17 protein-coding genes are annotated in these 19,473 nt (G+C 53.4%); 9 read left to right on the top strand and 8 right to left on the bottom strand.

Annotated features, from left to right (window positions below):
* Positions 1–61 precede the first annotated feature (61 nt).
* The 3 genes from HWQ15_RS10825 to tamA are packed head-to-tail and all read right to left on the bottom strand — an operon-like array spanning position 62 to position 5,915.
* Positions 62–406 carry a gamma-glutamylcyclotransferase gene (locus tag HWQ15_RS10825; protein WP_022646852.1) on the bottom strand — a complete coding sequence of 115 codons (345 nt, stop codon included), beginning with the start codon at positions 404–406 and terminating at the stop codon, positions 62–64.
* A gap of 2 nt (positions 407–408) precedes the next feature.
* A complete protein-coding gene (gene tamB, locus HWQ15_RS10820) occupies positions 409–4,185 on the bottom strand; it encodes an autotransporter assembly complex protein TamB (RefSeq protein WP_063148814.1) in 3,777 nt (1,258 codons plus the stop codon).
* Positions 4,182–5,915 carry an autotransporter assembly complex protein TamA gene (gene tamA / locus HWQ15_RS10815; RefSeq protein ID WP_063148813.1) on the bottom strand — a complete coding sequence of 578 codons (1,734 nt, stop codon included), beginning with the start codon at positions 5,913–5,915 and terminating at the stop codon, positions 4,182–4,184. Before tamA ends, tamB begins: the two co-directional genes overlap by 4 nt.
* Positions 5,916–6,139: 224 nt before the next feature.
* On the opposite strand from tamA, the gene msrA reads away from it, so the two are divergent.
* Positions 6,140–6,781, top strand: a complete 642-nt coding sequence (gene msrA, locus HWQ15_RS10810) for a peptide-methionine (S)-S-oxide reductase MsrA (protein WP_003856057.1) — start codon at positions 6,140–6,142, stop codon at positions 6,779–6,781.
* A gap of 250 nt (positions 6,782–7,031) precedes the next feature.
* A complete protein-coding gene (locus HWQ15_RS10805; protein WP_022646849.1) occupies positions 7,032–8,369 on the top strand; it encodes a hemolysin family protein in 1,338 nt (445 codons plus the stop codon).
* A gap of 76 nt (positions 8,370–8,445) precedes the next feature.
* Here HWQ15_RS10805 and HWQ15_RS10800 read toward each other — a convergent pair whose 3' ends face one another.
* Positions 8,446–8,652 carry a DUF1107 domain-containing protein gene (locus HWQ15_RS10800; protein WP_003856054.1) on the bottom strand — a complete coding sequence of 69 codons (207 nt, stop codon included), beginning with the start codon at positions 8,650–8,652 and terminating at the stop codon, positions 8,446–8,448.
* Positions 8,653–8,976: 324 nt separating this feature from the next.
* On the opposite strand from HWQ15_RS10800, the gene HWQ15_RS10795 reads away from it, so the two are divergent.
* Positions 8,977–9,534, top strand: a complete 558-nt coding sequence (locus HWQ15_RS10795; protein WP_017383934.1) for a YtfJ family protein — start codon at positions 8,977–8,979, stop codon at positions 9,532–9,534.
* Here HWQ15_RS10795 and cysQ read toward each other — a convergent pair.
* Positions 9,528–10,268, bottom strand: coding sequence for a 3'(2'),5'-bisphosphate nucleotidase CysQ (gene cysQ, locus HWQ15_RS10790; RefSeq protein ID WP_022646848.1), 741 nt, complete (start codon positions 10,266–10,268; stop codon positions 9,528–9,530). The two genes, HWQ15_RS10795 and cysQ, sit on opposite strands and share 7 nt — an antisense overlap.
* A 190-nt stretch (positions 10,269–10,458) precedes the next feature.
* On the opposite strand from cysQ, the gene HWQ15_RS10785 reads away from it, so the two are divergent.
* Entirely contained in the window at positions 10,459–12,402 is a 1,944-nt protein-coding gene (locus HWQ15_RS10785; protein ID WP_063148812.1) for a bifunctional 2',3'-cyclic-nucleotide 2'-phosphodiesterase/3'-nucleotidase, read from the top strand.
* A 93-nt stretch (positions 12,403–12,495) separates the two neighbouring features.
* Here the strand turns inward: HWQ15_RS10785 and HWQ15_RS10780 are convergent, their stop codons facing one another.
* A complete protein-coding gene (locus HWQ15_RS10780) occupies positions 12,496–12,882 on the bottom strand; it encodes a helix-turn-helix domain-containing protein (RefSeq protein ID WP_022646846.1) in 387 nt (128 codons plus the stop codon).
* Between the two features lie 84 nt (positions 12,883–12,966).
* On the opposite strand from HWQ15_RS10780, the gene HWQ15_RS10775 reads away from it, so the two are divergent.
* On the top strand, positions 12,967–13,815 hold the full coding sequence (locus tag HWQ15_RS10775; protein ID WP_023299152.1) for an SDR family oxidoreductase: 849 nt from the start codon (positions 12,967–12,969) through the stop codon (positions 13,813–13,815).
* Between the two features lie 81 nt (positions 13,816–13,896).
* On the top strand, positions 13,897–14,748 hold the full coding sequence (locus tag HWQ15_RS10770; protein WP_023305311.1) for an AraC family transcriptional regulator: 852 nt from the start codon (positions 13,897–13,899) through the stop codon (positions 14,746–14,748).
* A gap of 21 nt (positions 14,749–14,769) precedes the next feature.
* Here the strand turns inward: HWQ15_RS10770 and HWQ15_RS10765 are convergent, their stop codons facing one another.
* On the bottom strand, positions 14,770–15,129 hold the full coding sequence (locus HWQ15_RS10765) for a DUF4156 domain-containing protein (protein ID WP_023305310.1): 360 nt from the start codon (positions 15,127–15,129) through the stop codon (positions 14,770–14,772).
* Between the two features lie 416 nt (positions 15,130–15,545).
* Positions 15,546–15,722, bottom strand: a complete 177-nt coding sequence (locus HWQ15_RS10760; RefSeq protein WP_023305308.1) for a hypothetical protein — start codon at positions 15,720–15,722, stop codon at positions 15,546–15,548.
* 434 nt (positions 15,723–16,156) lie between these two features.
* On the opposite strand from HWQ15_RS10760, the gene HWQ15_RS10755 reads away from it, so the two are divergent.
* From HWQ15_RS10755 to HWQ15_RS10745, 3 genes are read left to right on the top strand one after another with little or no spacing between them, the layout of a single operon-like run.
* Entirely contained in the window at positions 16,157–16,762 is a 606-nt protein-coding gene (locus HWQ15_RS10755; protein ID WP_023305307.1) for a response regulator transcription factor, read from the top strand.
* Positions 16,759–18,297 (top strand): transporter substrate-binding domain-containing protein, encoded by a 1,539-nt coding sequence (locus HWQ15_RS10750; RefSeq protein ID WP_176587387.1) that lies wholly within the window; start codon positions 16,759–16,761, stop codon positions 18,295–18,297. Before HWQ15_RS10755 ends, HWQ15_RS10750 begins: the two co-directional genes overlap by 4 nt.
* A 53-nt stretch (positions 18,298–18,350) precedes the next feature.
* Positions 18,351–19,331 (top strand): IS5-like element ISEc68 family transposase, encoded by a 981-nt coding sequence (locus tag HWQ15_RS10745; protein WP_000082736.1) that lies wholly within the window; start codon positions 18,351–18,353, stop codon positions 19,329–19,331.
* Positions 19,332–19,473 lie beyond the last annotated feature (142 nt).

Genomic DNA, 19,473 nt, shown 5'->3' with positions numbered 1-19,473 from the left:
GGCCTACAATCAGCAAGAGGCGCAAAACGATAACGCCACCTTACGGTGGCGCTGTCGTTTTTCAGAACTGGTCTCTGTCTAACCAGTTACCGCTTTCAATCAGCGTTAACCCGTTGACCGAACGTTGGTACACATACATCCATGCACTGCCGTAAGGCGTCTGGATCAACTGGCGAGCGTATTCACCGCCCCTGGTGCGCAAGGCATCAAGTTCGGCCAGCGTAGCATTATCAATACGATAAACCTCACCCTGTACCGTTCCGTTCCCCGGAACCGCGCCTGGATAGTGGCCCAGACTGTACAACTGGTAGTTTTCGATTGTGTAATTTCCCAGCAACTGGGCGTTGGTCATCCAGTGGCTGTTGCCTTGCTTGGTTCGTAAACTGCCATAAACAAATATTCGCATTGCTAAAACTCAAACTGATAGAGCAGATCAAGTGCCTGGTCTACGCCGGACACTGCTTCCAGATATAGCTTAGGCATCAGGCGATAACGTAACGTGAGTGTAGCCAGTGAGTCAAAGATCCCCACGCCATATTTTACCTGTAGACCCGGCAGTACATAGCCGCTGACCACTACCTGCGAAGAGTCACCCACGCCCTGAGTGTCCAGCGCCAGATTGCTTACGCCAAACGTCTCGCCGATTTTACCCACAACCTGACCACTTTGTGCAACCCCCAGACCGACTAACATCGATGTCATTGCCGCACCATCGCCCTGTTGGCTATCCAGACCCTGGCCGCGCAGCAGGTAGGAGAGCGCTTCCTGCTGCGACATGGCCGGGTCAGAGAAGATCTCTGCCTTAGGTTCATCGGCGGAGCCCGTCACGCGCACGCCCGCAATCACATCATCTTCGGTGGCTTCCGGGTTACGGATCGCTTCGATATTGAGTACCGGCTGATCCGGTGGGCCGGAGAACAGCAGCTCACCTTTACGCACAATCAAATCCTGACCGTAGGCATGGAAGCGCCCTTCAGGAATATTGATTTGTCCATTGAGGCCAAGCCCCTGTTGATCCTGCGCCACCTTCAGGTCACCCGTGAGTCTCGCCTTCAGCCCAAACGCGTCCAAACGCACGTTATTCCCCACGTGCACAATAAGATTACTATTGATCGGTATGCCAGCGCTCTTCTGTTCAACAGGTTTCAGATTTTCATTGAGCATAACTTCATCACTGGAGACGCCAACCGCGCTTTCCGGCACTTCGTGAACCACGATGCGCGCCCAGGGCACGTCGACGCGGCCGTCCAGGGTGAAGAGACTCGGCGTTGCCTCAAAGACCACGTCTGGCGACACGTCCAGGCGCACCATCGGCGGTACCGTGATACGCACCCTGCTGCCCTTGGCCGCAATACGGGCGCGCCAGTTGTCGAGCTGGCTCCAGTCTGCGTCACCAGTCAGGTTGATTTGTCCCTGCTGTGTCAGCACTGAGCCACTGAGGGTTGAGCTTTGGCCGTTAAAGTTCATCGTCAGCTGGCTTGGCTGCATATCGAACGGCATAAAGTTACCGTCAATGTCCACGCCGTTTAACCGCATCTGGCCAAACAGCTGCGGGCTTTGCGCATCCCCCGCCAGACGCAGGTTGGCGCTGAGCATCCCCGCCGCCTTTTCTCCCCGCGAGAAAATCGGATTCACCATCGCCAGGTTGAAGTTGCGAATATTGACGTTGCCGCCGAGATTGCGCCGCCCTTGCGGATCGGTAATTTGCACCTGTCCGTCAAGCTGACCGTTGTTGGTCAGACGAATAAGCCATCCCAGTTCCGCACGATTGTTACGCAGGTCAGCGTTCACATTCAGGGTGTCGAACGCCACCGGCAGCGGCGCGTCATTGACCTCCTGCGTCACCTTCACGTTACGCCCGGAGAGGGTAACGCTGCCCTGCGGCAGTCCCTCTTTGGTGGTGTCCCACGCGACGTCCGCTTTACCGCTGAAGACCCCGCTGGCCTGGGTGGTTTCCGGCATAAACGGTTTCAGCATCGCCAGGTCAAAACGGTTGAGGTTGATCTGCGCGCGTCCTTCCGCGCCCGCATCAATGGTCTGCGGCACGCACAGCTCAGCATTCGGGTTGGTCCAGCAGTGTGGCCCAATGCTGATCTTTTGCTCCGCATTGCGGTAGTCCAGCGCGATGGATCGGGACAGCACCAGCGGGCCGACCGGCGTGCTGAAGCGGGTGTTATCCAGCACGCCCTTCCAGCGCGTTGCCTGGCGGTCAAAACTGCCCGTCAGGTGCAGCTGCCCGGAGACCGGCTCGCCCTGCACGCGCAGCTGGAGATCGTGCTGCTTTTCGTTACCTTTTGCCGCCAGCGTGACCAGACTGATGTTCACGTCCGGCTGGGAGATACGCTCCACGCGCAGGTCCAGGTTTCCGCCGATCTGATCGGTGGATTTCACGTCCCCTTCGACGCGCACGCGGGCAATGGAAAGTTCCTGCCAGCGCAGGTTATTGGCGGTGATGTCCGCCAGCAGCTGCGGCGCCTCCACTGTACCGCGAACCTTCACTAACCCCTTCGCCGTCCCGCCAAGACCCGGCAGGGCGTTATCGAGATTTGGCGCGTCGATGGTGGCATCCAGATCGAGATCTTTCACCCCCAGCTCGCCTTTGATATCTGCCGTGTTGCGGCCCAGCGCCACGTGCAGGCCCGGGATCACCCACTGGAGATAGCTGTTGCCCTTAAGCGAGCCCTCTACGTTGACTTTGTTCTGCTTCACATTACCGGTGAGCTTGAGTTCCGGCACGTCCATCTGCCAGGTGCCGCCGTACAGGCTACCGCGGGTTTTGATCAGACCATTCAGTTTTGACGGCCAGTCCGGGACTTCTTTAGCGGTGTTGATCCCGGTCAGCTTCAGCTCGCCGCGCCAGCTGATCGCCTGCTGCCAGTCGAGCAGCGCGATCAGCTCGGTTTTCCCTTCCAGCGCCGCCACGGTCAGCTTGTCGAGGTTAACCTGCAACTCGTTACCCTTCGCATCCAGAGTAATATCGGCGGGCGGTACTCCCTGCCCCTTCACTGCCGTACGGAACGACAGCGTGTAGTCGGTCATTTTGCCACTCAGCTTCAGCTTTAGATCGTCTGCCTGGAACTGCTTTTCACCGGTGAACGGCCAGTAAAGCTGCTTGCTGACAATCTCAAGGTTGAGCGGTAGACCGGCCTCTGCCAGCTGGGTTTGCCCGCGCAGTACCATATCCACAGGGCCGGAGAGGTTCACGCCGAACTCCAGCTTCTCGCGCAGCGCGCCGCCGACTTTCACCTTCACCTTCTCGCCTTTCAGCGGATCGATGTTCAGGGCGCTGTTAAGGGTAATATCTACCGGCCAGTTATCGCGCAGCAACGCATTGCCTGAGGCGTTTACCGACCCCTGGTCGGTATCGATATCCAGCGCGTCGAGCTTCATGTTGCCGTCGATACTGCTGACTTTAAGCAGCATGTTGAAGACCGTCAGATCGGTATCGCCGGTCAGACGCAACTGCTCGCCTTTAAACTCTTCGATATTGAGGTTCAGCGGCAGATGCACGTCGGTCATCTCCGGCAGAACCGGTTTCGAGAAGAGATCTTTCAGCGTTTCACCCAGCGGTTTTTCTTCCGGCTGCGGGTTCTGGATCTTCGGCTCGACGATCTCTTCCTGCGCCACGTCGGCCACCTTCGGCAGCGCAATCAGCAGCCCTTGCAGGGAGGTTGGGGTCAGGGTGAGGTTTTTCTCCTGCCAGCGCAGACCGGAGGTGAAATCCATCACGGATACCGTCGTGTCGTCGATTTTGATATTGACGTTATCCAGCGCGACCCGGTAGAGCGCAATCGGGTACGGCGTGGAGAGATTCAGCGGGCCGCTGTCCTCTTCCTCGACAGGCTCAGACTTCGGCATTTTTTTGGAGTCTATCGCCACATTCACATCTTTTAGCGACAGATCGTTTACGCACAGCTGGCTATCCCGCAGGCAGCCGAGCTTGACCGCCAGATGAAACTCGCCCGCGTTCACCGCCACGCCGGGCTGTTCATAACGGATATTCTTCAGGCGCAGATCGCGCCAGCCGCCCGTCACCTGGCCGATTTCCAGCCCTGGCACCCAGCGGTTCGCGGCGTTAAACAGCAGATGCAGGCCCGTGGTGGTACCCACCAGAAATGCCACCGTACCGAGCAGTAATACGATAAAAATCAGCACCCCGAGGCTTATCTTCTTCCATAAACTCATAATTCAGGCCCCAGACCGATGTAAAACTGTAAACCGTGTTCTTCTTTGTCGCCCACCGGAACGGCGAAATCGAGCTTGATCGGCCCGACCGGTGACTGCCAGCGCACGCCCACACCCGCGCCGGTTTTGAAATCGCTGCGGCGGATGTCGTTCACGGCCTCGCCGCTGTCGACAAACATGGCGCCCCACCATTTGCCGCTGACGTTGTACTGATACTCCAGCGAGCCGGTCGCCAGTTTAGAGGCCCCGGTCAATTGGCCTTTCTCGTTTTCAGGTGAGATCGATTTGTACTTATATCCGCGAATGCTGCGGTCGCCCCCGGCGAAGAAACGCAGATCTGGCGGAACGCGTTCGAAGTCACCGGTTTCGATCCAGCCCAGGTTGCCGCGAACCACAAAGCGGTGCTTGTCGTAGAGGGTACGGATCCAGACGTTTTGCGCCTGCACGACGGAGAAATCCACGTCTGAGCCCCAGGCGGAGTTGGAATAATCGATGGAGTAGCGCTGAGAATCGCCCCAGGTCGGCATCAGGCCACCGCGCGAGCGGGTACGGCTGATCATCACGCCCGGATAAAGCAGCATGGTGGTGTTGGTGACGTTTGCCTGAGTAAAGTGGTCAAGGCTCCAGCGCAGGTTAATGGCGCGCTGCCAGCCGCTGGAGAGATCCCAGAAGCGTGATACCGCAAGCGTCGTCGAATCCTGTTCGGTATCGTTCAAATCGGTACGCTTAAAGCCGCCCTGCACGAGGTAGTATTGCTCAAGCGGATTTTTCAGCAGCGGCATTTTATAGCTGAAGTCCAGCTGCTGTTCAGGCGCAGACAGGCTGAGGCTGGTGGTCAGGCTGTGACCGTAGGAGTTCATCCACGGTTTTTTCCACGAGGCTTTCACGCGCGGGCCGACGTCCGTGGAGTAGCCGACACCAGTCTCAATGGTGTTCTCGGTGCGCGGTGAGACCACGCCATGCAGCGGTAACACTTTCGTTTTACGGGATTTATCAAATTGCGGTGCCACCACCACGGAGTTAAACCAGCCGGTGGTAGATAAACGACGGTTCAGCTCGCCCAGGTCGCTGGACTGGTAGTAGTCACCCTTTTTAAACGGCACCAGGTTTTGCAGATACTCATCACGGATTTGCGATCCTTCAAAGGTTACATCGCCAAACCGATAGCGCTCGCCGCTGTCGTAATCGATATCCCAGAATGCCTGACGTCGTTCAAGCGCAACGCCCAGCTGGCTTTTGTTGAACTGGCTGTCAAAGTAGCCTTTGCGCAGCGAAACGCTGGTTAAGGATTTTTTAAAGCGATCGTAATCCCCGTGATTAAGCACGGTGCCCACTTTCGGGCGGTTGCTGAGCAGATCCAGGTAGTCACGATCCGTGCGTGCACCGCCGCGCAGCACCACGTTCGTGCCGCCAATCAGGACGGGTTCTCCCGGCGAGACGCGGGCAATCAATACCTGACGTCCTTTAGCCGGCGGCGGCCGTAAATCGAAATCAATGGTGGGTTCGTAGTACCCCAACGCCTTTAAGCCTTCGCGAATGGCGTCATCCACGCGCGCGCGAAAACGCCGATCCGGCGTGACTTCATCGCTCTGGATGGTGGAAAGCTGCGCACGCACGTTTTTTTCCAGCGCCCCGGATAACCCCTCAACCTGCAAACGGACCTTCGCCGCGCTGGCAATCCCGCTTGTCAGCATTAAACTGACTAAACATAACTGGCGGATCTTTGTCACGTTTTCTCCTGAATATCCCTGTTTCCACCCTGGAAGCAAATGCAGTGCCGCTCCGCGGCAAAATACGGCCTGAAAGCCAAAAACCCAAATTACGGGTTGAAAAAGGGCCTAACACCCAAATATTTCTTATGATTAAATCTAGACTCATTCATCGCATTTATTGTGTTCAATTAAACGCTTCGTGACAACCTTAACCGAAACAACGCTACCCCGGAGGCCCCACCGTGAGTTTATTTGATAAAAAGCATCTGGTATCACAAGCCGATGCGTTACCGGGACGCAACACCCCTATGCCAGTGGCGACATTACACGCCGTAAACAACCATTCAATGACAAACGTTCCTGATGGAATGGAGATCGCCCTGTTTGCCATGGGCTGCTTCTGGGGCGTAGAACGCCTGTTCTGGCAACTGCCGGGCGTGTACAGCACCGCTGCGGGCTACACCGGAGGATATACGCCTAACCCAACCTACCGCGAAGTCTGTTCCGGTGAGACCGGTCATGCTGAAGCGGTACGTGTGGTGTATGACCCGAGCGTCATCAGCTATGAACAGCTGCTCCAGGTGTTCTGGGAAAACCATGACCCGGCGCAGGGCATGCGTCAGGGTAACGATCACGGCACCCAATACCGCTCGGCCATCTATCCGCTCACCCCTGAGCAGGAGGCTGCGGCCCACGCCAGCCTGACGCGTTTCCAGGAAGCGATGCAGGCAGCCGGTGATAAACGTCAGGTCACGACGGAAATCGCTACTGCGAAACCGTTCTACTATGCCGAAGACGACCACCAGCAGTATCTGCATAAAAATCCGTACGGCTACTGCGGCATTGGCGGCATCGGCGTCTGTCTGCCTCCACAGCAGGACTGATTACAACATCAGCGCCACGCGAGCCGCGTGGCGCACCTGTAAGCAAAAGTGTCAGTTCATTACTTAACCACTCACTGCCTTTTCATCCGGCCACTTTTTGCCGAAAACGTGACCTCTGGCAGATTTACACGCCTTTACGCTATACTACCGCTGAAATAATCGGCTCAACGCTACGAGCTGAGTTCAATGTGTCTTCACACGAATGGTATCAACTCCCCTTCTGAGGATCTGGCGAGAAGCCGGATAAACTATGTTAAACAGTATTTTAGTAATACTTTGTCTTATTGCCGTCAGTGCATTTTTCTCGATATCGGAGATCTCGCTGGCTGCCTCCCGTAAAATCAAACTGAAGCTGCTTGCCGACGAGGGCAACATCAACGCATCACGCATTCTGAAAATGCAGGAAAACCCAGGCATGTTCTTTACCGTGGTGCAGATTGGCCTGAACGCGGTCGCCATTCTTGGCGGTATCGTGGGCGATGCAGCATTTTCTCCGGCGTTTTATAGCCTGTTTGTAAAGTACATGTCCGCAGAGCTGGCCGAGCAGTTGAGCTTCATCCTCTCCTTCTCGCTGGTCACCGGTTTGTTCATTCTATTCGCGGACCTGACCCCGAAACGCATCGGTATGATTGCGCCAGAAGCTGTGGCTTTGCGTATCATCAACCCGATGCGCTTCTGCCTGTATGTCTTCCGTCCGCTGGTGTGGTTCTTCAACGGCCTGGCGAACGTCATTTTCCGCATCTTCAAGCTGCCGATGGTGCGTAAAGACGACATCACCTCCGACGATATTTATGCGGTGGTGGAAGCCGGGGCGCTGGCAGGCGTGCTGCGCAAGCAGGAGCACGAGCTGATCGAGAACGTTTTCGAACTGGAATCCCGTACCGTGCCGTCCTCCATGACCGGCCGTGAGAACATCATCTGGTTCGATCTGCATGAAGACGAGCAGAGCCTGAAGACCAAAGTGGCGCAGCATCCGCACTCCAAGTTCCTGGTCTGTAACGAAGATATCGACCATATCATCGGCTATGTGGACTCCAAAGACCTGCTGAACCGCGTACTGGCAAACCAGAGCCTGGCGCTGAACAGCGGCGTGCAGATCCGCAACACCCTGATTGTGCCGGACACCCTGACGCTCTCCGAAGCGCTGGAAAGTTTCAAAACCGCCGGTGAAGACTTCGCGGTGATCATGAACGAATATGCGCTGGTGGTGGGCATTATCACCCTCAACGACGTCATGACGACGCTGATGGGCGACCTGGTCGGCCAGGGGCTGGAAGAGCAAATTGTGCAGCGTGATGAGAACTCATGGCTGATCGATGGTGGTACGCCGATTGAAGACGTCATGCGCGTGCTCGACATCGACGAGTTCCCGCAGTCCGGAAACTACGAGACCATCGGCGGCTTTATGATGTTTATGCTGCGTAAGATCCCGAAACGTACCGACTCGGTGAAATTCTCTGGCTTCAAGTTTGAAGTGGTGGATATTGATAACTACCGCATCGACCAACTGCTGGTAACGCGCATTGATAGTAAACCGACCGTGCTGGTACCGAAGCTGCCAGATGCGGAAGATAAGGTGTCGGCGTAACCCTTTGTATGTCCCACAAACATCAACGGCTCCCATCGGGAGCCGTCTTTTTAACTACTACTGCATAGCACGTTGGTTAAGCCATCTCAGTTTGCAGACGCATAACCTGACGGTTGACTTCGGACATCACAGACAAGTGCTGTTTGTCCTTCACTTTCGGGATAAGGATTTTGCCCTTATCGAACTCAAAAGCGCCAACATCCTTGATATACAACCGTCCACGGAACAGGATCTTCACGTACTTCGCCACCTGAAGCGGGTTGTAGCGTTGGAAAATTTTCATTCTTGTATCTCCTGCGAATCATACGCCCTTGCGGTGCCACAATCGGCCCGACTGTCCTGAGCGCAAATTTTGATGCCCAATGACTATAGACCAGAACCCCGTACTTACCCAGTGTGCATAAGTTTATTTACCGTTTGATTACAATTATTCAGAATAATCTTTGCAATGCGTGATACAGAGCAGTATATGCCGTCGTTTTTGCGTGGATATGTGCGTTCGCCCGCAAACTGGCATCGGGATTGCGGGAAAAGCCCATTGATCGCACTTATGATTAAAAGCGCATGACCAAGTGGTCGGATCACCTGCTCACAATAAGGAAACACCATGACCCTACGTAACCTCCTGGCAGCAGCTTGCCTGTTGCTGCCGCTGATGGCTTCCGCACACAACATTGAAAAAGGACAACGTGTCCCGCCGGTCGGCATTGCTGACCGGGGAGAATTGATTCTCGACAATGATAAGTTTAGCTACAAAGCCTGGAATAGCGCGCAGCTTGCGGGCAAAGTGAGAGTTGTACAGCATATTGCCGGACGTACATCCGCTAAAGAGAAAAACGCCACCCTCGTGGAAGCGATCAAGGCCGCAAAACTCCCGCACGATCGCTACCAGACCACCACCATCGTGAATACCGACGACGCGATTCCCGGCTCCGGGATGTTTGTGCGCTCAAGCCTTGAGAGCAATAAGAAGCTCTATCCCTGGTCGCAGTTTATTGTCGACAGCAACGGCGTGACGCGTAAGGCATGGCAGCTGGAAGAAGAGAGTTCAGCGATTGTTGTGCTGGACAAAAACGGTCGCGTACAGTGGGTTAAGGACGGCGCGCTGACGCAGGATGAGGTGCAGCAGGTGGTTGCCCTGCTGCATAAGCTGCTGACTCAGTAAAGTGACACCCTGAAGCCAGGATTGAGGAATGACTCGCGCGGGGTGTAGTCCAGTGGCTTACCCTGCCAGTCATGCACATGCGCGCCTGCGGCCGCAGCCACCGCATGCCCTGCCGCCGTATCCCAGACGTTCGTCGGCCCGAAACGGGGGTACAACTGCGCCTGCCCTTCCGCCACCAGACAGAACTTCAGCGACGAGCCAATCGACGTCGTCTGGTGTTCCCCCAGCTGTTGCAGGTACTCCTCCAGCTCGCTGTCGCTGTGCGAGCGGCTGATCACCACCAGCGGAGGACGGGCATCTCGCACCTGGATCTGCTTACGCACGCCGCACTCTTCCTTCCAGGCTTTACCTTCCGCCGCGCTGTACATCACCTTCATCACCGGGGCATAAACCACGCCAAGCACCGCCTTTCCTTTTTCAATCAGGGCGATATTCACGGTAAATTCACCGTTACGCTTGATGAACTCTTTCGTGCCGTCCAGCGGGTCCACCAGCCAGTAACGCTGCCAGTGCTGACGTTCGTCCCAGCCCTGGGGCGCTTCTTCAGAAAGGACCGGAATATCCGGCGTCAGGGTCTGCAAACCTTTCAGGATCACCGTATGCGCCGCGATATCCGCCGCCGTCACCGGGGAGTCGTCCGCTTTGCTGACAACATCCATCGGTTTCGCACCGTCGTACACCTGCATAATGGCATCACCCGCATCCCGTGCGAGCTGACAAATTTGATCTAACATTCTCCACCTCTTCGTTAACGCAGTGGGCATAACTTATTGTTTTAGTTATATCGTAATGTGAACAATTCCGCTATCTGTGAAGCAATTCTGGTTTCAGCGTTCTTTTTTCTGGCAGCATTCACACTTCTGTAAGCAACAAATACTACATACATACTCTTTTGTGGCTTGGATCGAAAAAAGGACTCCTCAGATGATTAAGTTTAGCGCAACGCTCCTGGCAACGCTGATTGCGGCAAGCGTTCAGGCAGCGACGGTGGATCTCCGCATTCTGGAAACCACCGATCTGCACGGCAACATGATGGACTTCGATTACTACAAAGATACGCCTGTCGAAAAATTCGGACTGGTACGTACGGCAAGTTTGATCAACGCCGCCCGCGGTGAAGTGAAAAACAGCGTGCTGGTCGATAACGGGGACTTAATTCAGGGCAGCCCGCTCAGCGACTACATGGCGGCGAAGGGGCTGAAGAAAGGCGAGATCCATCCTGTTTATAAGGCAATGAATACGCTGGACTATGCCGTCGGCAACCTGGGCAACCACGAATTTAACTACGGCCTGAAATACCTGCACGATGCGCTGGCAGGAGCAAAATTCCCGTACGTTAATGCCAATATCATCGACGTTAAGACGAAAAAGCCGCTCTTTACCCCTTACCTGATTAAAGAGACCGAGGTTGTCGACCAGGACGGTAAAAAACAGACGCTGAAAATCGGCTATATCGGCTTTGTGCCGCCGCAGATCATGACGTGGGATAAAGCCAACCTCGACGGGAAAGTAACCGTCAACGACATTACCGAAACGGCGCGCAAATACGTGCCGGAGATGCGGGCGAAAGGCGCAGATGTGGTGGTCGTTGTGGCCCACTCTGGCCTCTCGGCCGACCCGTATCAGGCGATGGCTGAGAACTCCGTGTATTACCTCAGCCAGGTACCGGGCGTGGATGCGATCCTGTTTGGTCACGCCCACGCCGTCTTCCCGGGCAAAGATTTCGCCAGTATCAAAGGCGCGGACATCGAAAAAGGGACGCTCAACGGTGTGCCATCGGTGATGCCGGGCATGTGGGGCGACCACCTTGGCGTGGTAGATCTGGTGCTGAATAACGACAGCGGGAGCTGGAAAGTCACGCAGTCGAAAGCGGAAGCGCGTCCGATTTATGATGCCGCTGCAAAAAAATCCCTGGCCGAAGAAGATAAAAAGCTGGTCGACGTCCTGAAGCAGGACCACGACGCAACGCGTGAATTTGTCAGCAAGCCGATCGGTAAATCGGCTGATAACATGTACAGCTTCCTCGCGCTGGTACAGGATGACCCGACCGTGCAGGTAGTCAACATGGCGCAGAAAGCCTATGCCGAGCACTATATTCAGGGCGATCCGGATCTGGCCAATCTGCCGGTTCTGTCTGCCGCGGCGCCATTCAAAGTGGGCGGGCGTAAGAACGATCCGGCCAGCTACGTTGAGGTGGAAAAAGGCCAGCTGACCTTCCGTAATGCCGCCGATCTCTACCTCTATCCCAACACCCTCGTGGTGGTGAAAGCCACCGGGAAAGAGGTGAAGGAGTGGCTGGAGTGCTCTGCCGGGCAGTTCAACCAGATCGATCCGCACAGCAGCAAACCGCAGTCGCTGATAAACTGGGACGGTTTCCGCACCTACAACTTCGACGTGATCGACGGCGTGGAATATCAGATTGATGTAACCCAGCCCGCGAAATATGACGGCGAATGTCAGGCCATTAATCCGCAGGCAGAACGCATTAAACACCTGACCTTCAACGGCAAAGCGATTGATCCGAATGCCTCTTTCCTGGTGGTGACCAACAACTACCGCGCCTATGGCGGTAAGTTTGCCGGTACGGGTGACAGCCACATCGCCTTTGCCTCGCCGGATGAGAACCGTTCGGTGCTGGCGGCGTGGATTAGCGCGGAGTCGAAAAAAGCGGGTGAAATTCATCCGGCGGTGGATAACAACTGGCGTCTGGCACCGATCCACAGCGACACGACGCTGGATATTCGCTTTGAGACATCACCGTCCGATAAAGCAGCCGCGTTTATCAAGGATAAGGCACAGTATCCGATGAAACAGGTCGCGACGGATGATATTGGGTTCGCGATTTATCAGGTGGATTTGAGCAGGTAGCGATGATTGTGCCGGGTGGCGCTTGCGCTTACCCGGCCTACGGGATCGAGGATTGCGGGTAGGCCGGGTAAGGCGAAGCCGCCACCCGGCATTTCATGCCGCACGATCGTCCCGATTCGCCATCACCTTCGGCGTATTCACCTCAATCCAGTCAGCCAGCGCGGCCACCTTCTCGCTCACCTCCAGCCCCATCGGCGTCAGGCTATATTCCACGTGCGGCGGCACAACCGGATAAGAAACGCGATCGACAAACCCGTCCTGCTCCAGCGCCTGAAGCGATTGGGCCAGCATCTTCTCGCTCACACCGCCCAGCTTGCGGCGCAGATCGCTAAAACGATGCGTCCCCTGACGTAACGCCACCAGGATCAGCACGCCCCAGCGGCTGGTAACATGTTTGAGCACTTCCCGTGACGGGCACTGTTCTGCGAAGAGATTGCCATCGCGCATTTGCTCGCTGAGCGTCGGTATCGGTGTTTTCATACTTACCTTTTTGTGCGTACTTACTAAAAGTTAGTTATGGTGATAGTGTGCCACAACACCAGACAAACACGAAGGAGATTCATCATGATCGCGATTACCGGCGCAACCGGCCAGCTTGGCCAACACGTTATTGAAGAACTGCTGAAAACCGTTCCGGCCAGCCAGATCGTGGCTATTGTGCGTAACCCGGCAAAAGCCGACGCCTTAAGCCAGCGGGGAATTGTGGTACGTCAGGCGGACTATACCGACCAGGCCGCGTTCACCACCGCCCTGAACGGCGTGGATAAGCTGCTGCTTATCTCCTCCAGCGAAGTGGGCCAGCGCGCCGTACAGCACCAGAACGTGATAAACGCCGCCAAAGCCGCCGGGGTGAAATTCATCGCCTATACCAGCCTGCTGCATGCGGACAGATCCCCGCTGGGTCTGCACGTTGAGCACGTCGAAACCGAAAATGCACTGGCGGCTTCAGGCGTGCCTTACGCCCTGCTGCGCAACGGCTGGTACACCGAAAACTACCTGGCAAGCGCGCCGCCAGCGCTGGAACACGGCGTATTTATAGGTGCCGCAGGCGAAGGCAAAATTGCCTCTGCGACCCGTGCGGATTACGCGGCGGCTGCGGCAAAAGTGATTTCTGAAGAGGGTCACGCCGGCAAGGTGTATGAACTGGCAGGTGACAATGCCTGGACGCTGAGCGAACTGGCTGCGGAGCTTAGCAAGCAGAGCGGTAAGCCGGTAACGTATCAGAACCTCAGCGAAGCCGATTATGCCGCTGCACTGAAAGGCGTTGGTCTGCCTGCCGGGCTGGCGGAGATGCTGGCGGATTCCGATACCGGCGCGTCCAAAGGCGGCCTGTTTGACGACAGCCGTACCCTGAGCAAACTGATTGGCCGTCCGACCACGCCGCTGGCGGAGAGCATCAAAGCCATTCTGTAATTGTTAAGAATTGGTTATTTTTTGTGGCATCCCTTCGGGTCATCTCGGATAATGAAGCGATGACCCACAAGGAGGCTCACCGTGCAAGGCGTACCGGAACAGTTTACTGATGAGAGAGACAGCGCGCGCTTTCGCCATCTGGCGCAGTTGCCGGGTCTGGAGCTATATCACGCGCATATTGCTGACTACGCCTTTGAGCCTCACACGCATGAAGCCTTCGGTATCGGCACCATTGAAACCGGCGCCGAACGCTTCCGTTACCGCGGAACCCAACACTTAGCCGCTGAAAAATCGGTCGTGACCATGAACCCGGACGAGATCCACACGGGCGAATCCGCCACCGAAGGCGGCTGGCGCTACCGGATGGTCTATATCGAACCCGACCTGCTGGAAGAAGTCACCGGCCTTCGCCACTGGTGGTTTAGCGACGTGACCCGCCACGACCCGCTGCGCTCGCAGCAAATTGGCCAGCTGATTTACGGCCTTTGGCATACGAACGATGCGCTGGCACAAAAAGGGTTGCTGCTGGATCTGATTGAGACGTTCCAGCCGCTGGCCCGTCACGCGCCGGTAGCCCGGGAGGGCGCGCACCGCTTCGAGCGCGTTCGCGACTATCTGCACGACAACTATATGCGCGCGCTCACCCTGGACGAACTGGCGAGCGTCGTGTCGCTCAGCCCGTACCATTTCCAGCGCCAGTTTAAGGCCCATTTTCACGTCACCCCACACCAGATGCTGATGGCCATCCGGCTGTGGCGCGCCAAAGCATTCCTCACCCACGGCATGCCTGCCGCCGAGGTGGCCGCCGCAACGGGGCTGACCGATCAGTCTCACCTGACCCGCGCCTTTACCCGCCGCTACGGCATTACGCCCGTGCGCTACCAGAAGCAGGTTTCGCCGCGCTTAACGGCTCAGGGCTTTATTGCACGTTAAATACTGTGCTTAGATTATTTATCAGTTATTGCAGCGATACACTGTACCGCTTAGCGTGACGTTAGTTTGTTGGCTGGAACCTGAGCCGAAGTAGGCGCTCCCGGTCTGCCCTGCTCGCTGCGTAAGAATAACGACAACGTTACCCCCCATACTGTAAGCCTGGTTTTTTAAATCATTACGTGCGCCAGTCTCAAGATTAGAGTTTGACGTCCATCCACCCGTGAAGAAGTTTCCCTGGCTGCCCGTCACTTCCCCCAGGAATGTACAATTGCCGGTTGGTTCAGTATTAGTAATACGTACCCGTTCAGCGCCCTGGTTCAAGTTATTTGCTGAGCATGCGGTTAACGCCATACTGAATAATACTATCGCTCTTTTTTTCATGTCTTTATTTTATCCCTTTGAAATAAAATGAGTTATCAGGCATTTTTGTTATACACGCGCGATCACTCAAATAGCGTATCAATAATAGAGTAATGTTACATTCAACTCAAGAATTATAATTCCTCATCTAAAGCCGGTCACAAATAAAACCGGTTTTTGCCGGGCTAAATCCTGAGCACGATAATGGTCTTCGCTTTCATTGATTTCTTCATTACTCCTGTTTCCAAAGATCGCGCTTGGGTTTACAACCATTAGTGCAAACACCGCCATTAAGCAGACTAAAAATAGTTTTATCACAATTATTACATTAACGTTCGATCGTAAGACAAACATAATCGCCAGCTCGCTGTGGCTATTAATATGGTGCAGATAAAAAATGAAAAACCATCAAAAACGCTTACCACGCCTGAAATAATCTAGTAGCCTGCTGCCTTATTGGCAGCCTTAATTCTTTTGGATCGCGAGTCTTTCTCATATTTATCTTTCTCCTCTAACACACTTCCAACCGCATCAATCCATGAATTAGCCGTACAGCCGGTAAAAAGCGTTATTGAAAGCAGCAGTAGCGCATTTTTTAAAAAATGTAATTTCATTTGTTTTCCTGTCAACATCGAACTGACTGTATTTTATTTTACCAGCCGAATGGATAACATCAGCGTTGGCGACAATGTACGTAGGAAAAGTCCCACAATCCTGCGTGGAGAGTTGCGTGTTACGGAAATCAGTCAGTGACGATAAAAAGAGGAAAAACCTTACACGTGAAAGCGAAAAGGGACACCTCGTTCTGTAGTAAAAATGGCTATACTGAGCGTTAAGTAGCAAGTAAACAGAACGATTTAACAACCTATTATTCAACACGTTATATACATTTTACGCATTCAGGTTGTTTTGGTGAAGCCTGATTTGAAATGAACTGACTGCACGGGTTCAACCTACAGCCAGTTTGTCGCCGCACCAGTGGAATGAACCAGGCTAATGCGTTAACATCAGAATAATGCATCGCTTGCCGATTATATTAAGGGTTAGTATGAAAACCGCACTTGTTGTAGACGATCATCCTTCAGTCCGCATGGCATTGAAAATGACATTAGAAAAGATAGGCTTCACTCATGTGGATGAATGTGATAACGGTGCGCAGGCTATAAACCAGATAAAAAAAGGGAAATACAATATCGTCATACTGGATATTGGTATTCCTAACATGGATGGGATGTCGGTTATCGCGGCGGTGCGAAAAGCAGAGATTAATACAAAAATCCTAGTGTTCACCTCACAGTCAGCGGAACTCTATGCCAGCAGATGCATGATGTCCGGCGTGTCTGGATTTTTGACAAAGAATGAGGGTATGGAAGATGTTTCAGCGGCGATCAAAGCCATCAATTCTGGTTTTACATTTTTTCCAAATATAAGCTATGCCAACAATTTTACATCAAGAAAATCATCCTCACTGACAAACCGCGAGCTAGAGGTACTGCGTAAAATCATTGCTGGAATGAAAAATATTGAAATAGCAGACAGCATGTGCCTGAGCAGCAAAACAATCAGTACCTATAAAACCCGGATAATGACAAAAATGGGCGTTACGACACTGGTTGATTTGATCGAGATTGCTAAAAGAGAAAAGATTGAATGAAGCGATGGGTTCACTTTAAGCTGCTGCTTATTTTATTGCCATTGTACGCCTGTGCGGAACCACTGAGCGACAAATCTCTGTCTCTGGAACTTTACCCCGATACAACCATCCAGCGTTTTTATAAGCAATCTCTGAAGGTGGGTGTTTACAGACCCGATTATCCGCCTTTCGATATCGTTATTAATGGCGAATACCTTGATGGGATCAATGCCGACATACTGCGGACAATCCGTAATAATTCGGATATCCATTTCTCTGTCACCCTTTTCGATAACGCTGTCGCTGCTTTTGACGCGCTGGCAGAAGGGTCTATTGATGCGATCACGACCACTGGTCCGGTAACTGAAACGAAAAAATCCAGGTATTCTTATCTCCCGGTTATTTCAACGAATAAAATAGTTGAAATCGCACCCGCGGAAAATAAACTCGATACAAAAGATTACGAGACGATTGCCATCGTTGATCGGTTTATTTCTGATGAGTTTATAAAAGAGCGCTATCCTGAAGCAAAAATAAACCGCTACGATTCCGTACTGAATGCGCTTGCCTCTGTCGCCCTCCATAAAAACGATATCTATGTGGGTGATGCAATAAGTGCTGGTTATTTTTATAACAATAGCGTTTTCAACACCCTTCACGTCAGTCGCCAGCTTAATACCATTGACCAGGCAGAAGGAAAAGTATACTTCGCAATACGTAACTCTGATATAAAAACCAGACAAATCATAAAATCCGGGCTACAAAAGATATCCCAGTCAGATCTGTCAGAATTCATAAGGGGCTGGGATAAATCCAGTGATTTTATCACGCCGGGTTCACCACAATATCTCACCGAAAAGGAAGCCCGGTGGTTACAAGGTAAAAAGCAGTTTTATGTTCAGCTGCCAACAACCGCGCAACCTTTTTCAGAGTATGCTAACGGTACGTTTACTGGCATCATCCCTGATGTATTTAGTCTCATTGGCAAAATGCTTAACGTCACGTTTGCATTTTTGCCAGAAAACCCGTCATCAAAGAACATTAACCCTGATGAGATCGTTGGCTTTGCCAGCTCCGTATACAACACCGATACGCGATATCGGTTTACCCGAAGCTTCATTCAGTTTCCTCTTGTTTTCGTTACTCGTCACGGTGAGAGCCTAAAAAAAGTGCCTACACGCGCTCGCCGGATCGCGACTTTTATGGATGTTAATCATCTCGAGGGTTATGATCTCACTTCGCATACCGTTGTGCCTGTATCTTCGACGGCAGCTGCCTATGATTTATTAGGCAGTAACAAAGTCGATGCCGTACTTGATAATTTTGTCTCCGCTAATTATTACACACACACGCATCAATATTCCCTGGCCATAGACGATATAGTTGATGGAAATTTTGCCAAACTTTCCCTGGGCATTTCCGCGCACAATGAAATTTTGTATGAAATAATCAATAAATCATTAAAGAACCTCGCCGGATCTGAACTCGACGATATCACCACGAAATGGACCGCCGCGCCCTCAAAAACAAGTTTCATCGAAGGAAGGTGCGAATAAGTCCGAGATGTGAGATCATCGTGTTGTAACCTGAACCCAGAATGAGTAACCGGATGAGCCAGCAACTGACTTTTGCCGACAGTGAGTTTTCCAGTAAACGCCGCCAGACCCGCAAAGAAGTTTTCCTTGGCAGAATGGATGACTTGCTTCCCTGGGACAAATTACTTGGCGTTATCGAGCCTGTGTATCCCAAGGCCGGTAATGGTCGCAGGCCCTATCCGCTGGAAACCATGCTGCGTATTCACTGCATGCAGCAATGGTACAACCTGAGCGATGAGGCCATGGAAGATGCCCTCTATGAAATCGCCTCCATGCGCCAATTTGCTCGCCTGTCACTGGATAAAGCCATTCCAGACCGCACTACCATCATGAATTTCCGGCATTTGCTGGAGCAGCATGAACTGGCCCGCAAAATCTTCAGTACCGTTAATCACTGGCTAGCAGAGTGTGGCGTTCTAATGACCCAGGGCACCTTGGTGGATGCCACCATCATTCAAGCCCCCAGCTCTACCAAAAACAAACACAACAGCCGTGATGAAGACATGCACCAGACCAAGAAAGGTAACCAGTGGTACTTCGGCATGAAAGCGCACATTGGCGTGGACGCCAAAAGTGGCCTGACCCACAGTCTGGTGACCACGGCGGCTAACGAGCACGACCTCAATCAGGTTGGCAAGTTACTGCATGGCGATGAAGAATTTATCTCAGCCGATGCTGGTTATCAGGGGGCCGAAAAGCGCGATGAGCTCAGCGATGTCAGCGCAGACTGGCTTATCGCCAAGCGTCCCGGCAAAGTGAATGCATTGAAGCAACACCCGCGCAAGAACAAGCTGGCCATCCGTTACGAATACCTGAAAGCGAGTATCCGAGCGAAGGTTGAGCATCCATTTCGGATAGTAAAATGTCAGTTTGGTTTCGTCAAAGCCAGGTACAAGGGGCTGGCTAAAAATGACAGTCAACTGGCGATGTTATTCACCCTGGCGAACCTGGTTCGAGTTGACCAATTGATACGGGCACAGGCGAGATCTACCTGAAATGAGGAAATTGGCCTGAAACAGGGCCAAAATCAGCCACGAAGAGACGATTTTGGGCTGAAAATTGGAAAATTGAGCCACAGGACGTCGATAAAGGACGGTTTGGGGCGTCATATCGGGAGCTGCGGACCACTTAATCGCA

This window comes from Enterobacter sp. DSM 30060, assembly GCF_013375955.1.
In the GTDB taxonomy this organism is placed as follows: Bacteria; Pseudomonadota; Gammaproteobacteria; order Enterobacterales; family Enterobacteriaceae; genus Enterobacter; species Enterobacter intestinihominis.
Note: the sequence above shows the minus strand (reverse complement) of the source record. Positions and strands in the feature narration are given on the sequence as shown.

Coding starts and splice junctions, on each gene's coding strand:
- HWQ15_RS10825 (WP_022646852.1), bottom strand. CDS start 406: ATGCGAATATTTGTTTATGGCAGTTTACGAACCAAGCAAGGCAACAGC.
- tamB (WP_063148814.1), bottom strand. CDS start 4,185: ATGAGTTTATGGAAGAAGATAAGCCTCGGGGTGCTGATTTTTATCGTA.
- HWQ15_RS10805 (WP_022646849.1), top strand. CDS start 7,032: ATGTTAAACAGTATTTTAGTAATACTTTGTCTTATTGCCGTCAGTGCA.
- HWQ15_RS10800 (WP_003856054.1), bottom strand. CDS start 8,652: ATGAAAATTTTCCAACGCTACAACCCGCTTCAGGTGGCGAAGTACGTG.
- HWQ15_RS10795 (WP_017383934.1), top strand. CDS start 8,977: ATGACCCTACGTAACCTCCTGGCAGCAGCTTGCCTGTTGCTGCCGCTG.
- cysQ (WP_022646848.1), bottom strand. CDS start 10,268: ATGTTAGATCAAATTTGTCAGCTCGCACGGGATGCGGGTGATGCCATT.
- HWQ15_RS10785 (WP_063148812.1), top strand. CDS start 10,459: ATGATTAAGTTTAGCGCAACGCTCCTGGCAACGCTGATTGCGGCAAGC.
- HWQ15_RS10780 (WP_022646846.1), bottom strand. CDS start 12,882: ATGAAAACACCGATACCGACGCTCAGCGAGCAAATGCGCGATGGCAAT.
- HWQ15_RS10775 (WP_023299152.1), top strand. CDS start 12,967: ATGATCGCGATTACCGGCGCAACCGGCCAGCTTGGCCAACACGTTATT.
- HWQ15_RS10765 (WP_023305310.1), bottom strand. CDS start 15,129: ATGAAAAAAAGAGCGATAGTATTATTCAGTATGGCGTTAACCGCATGC.
- HWQ15_RS10760 (WP_023305308.1), bottom strand. CDS start 15,722: ATGAAATTACATTTTTTAAAAAATGCGCTACTGCTGCTTTCAATAACG.
- HWQ15_RS10755 (WP_023305307.1), top strand. CDS start 16,157: ATGAAAACCGCACTTGTTGTAGACGATCATCCTTCAGTCCGCATGGCA.
- HWQ15_RS10750 (WP_176587387.1), top strand. CDS start 16,759: ATGAAGCGATGGGTTCACTTTAAGCTGCTGCTTATTTTATTGCCATTG.
- HWQ15_RS10745 (WP_000082736.1), top strand. CDS start 18,351: ATGAGCCAGCAACTGACTTTTGCCGACAGTGAGTTTTCCAGTAAACGC.